1 protein-coding gene is annotated in these 422 nt (G+C 57.6%); it reads left to right on the forward strand.

Annotated elements, in window-relative coordinates; genetic code table 11:
* Positions 1–98 precede the first annotated feature (98 nt).
* A partial coding sequence (locus ACLQ24_RS30315; RefSeq protein ID WP_425895152.1) for a hypothetical protein occupies positions 99–422 on the forward strand: 324 nt, incomplete at its 3' end.

Consider the following 422-nt stretch of genomic DNA (forward strand, 5'->3'; position numbering starts at 1 on the left):
CGGCGGCCCCGTCCACCAGCGGACCAACCCGAACATCACGCCAAAAACAACGCCAGAAGCCGTACCCCAGCAAAGGTAGCAAGCCACGCCGCTACACCGTGGACGATCGTGTCGCCGCCATCACCACGTGGGTGCAGAAAGACCTCCCCAAGCGTCGGAACACAATCCCCCCTCATGACGATTCTGTGAATGTCGGAGGAAAGGAATACCCCATCGGACATATTCTCTATGACCTGACACAAGTAGGGGCGATTTCCGCCGATGGCAAGGTTGCCCAAGCCCTGAAGGACGCCGGATTCGAGGTCGCATACGACGGTGACGGACATATGCATATCGTCGGGTTTAAGAGAATGAGCGACGAGAACGTGAGAGACTTCTTCGCCGTCTATGACGCCTGGCTCGACGAGAAAGACGCAAACGGT

The sequence above is a fragment of the Micromonospora sp. DT4 genome (genome assembly GCF_049841675.1).
Classification (GTDB): domain Bacteria; phylum Actinomycetota; class Actinomycetes; order Mycobacteriales; family Micromonosporaceae; genus Micromonospora.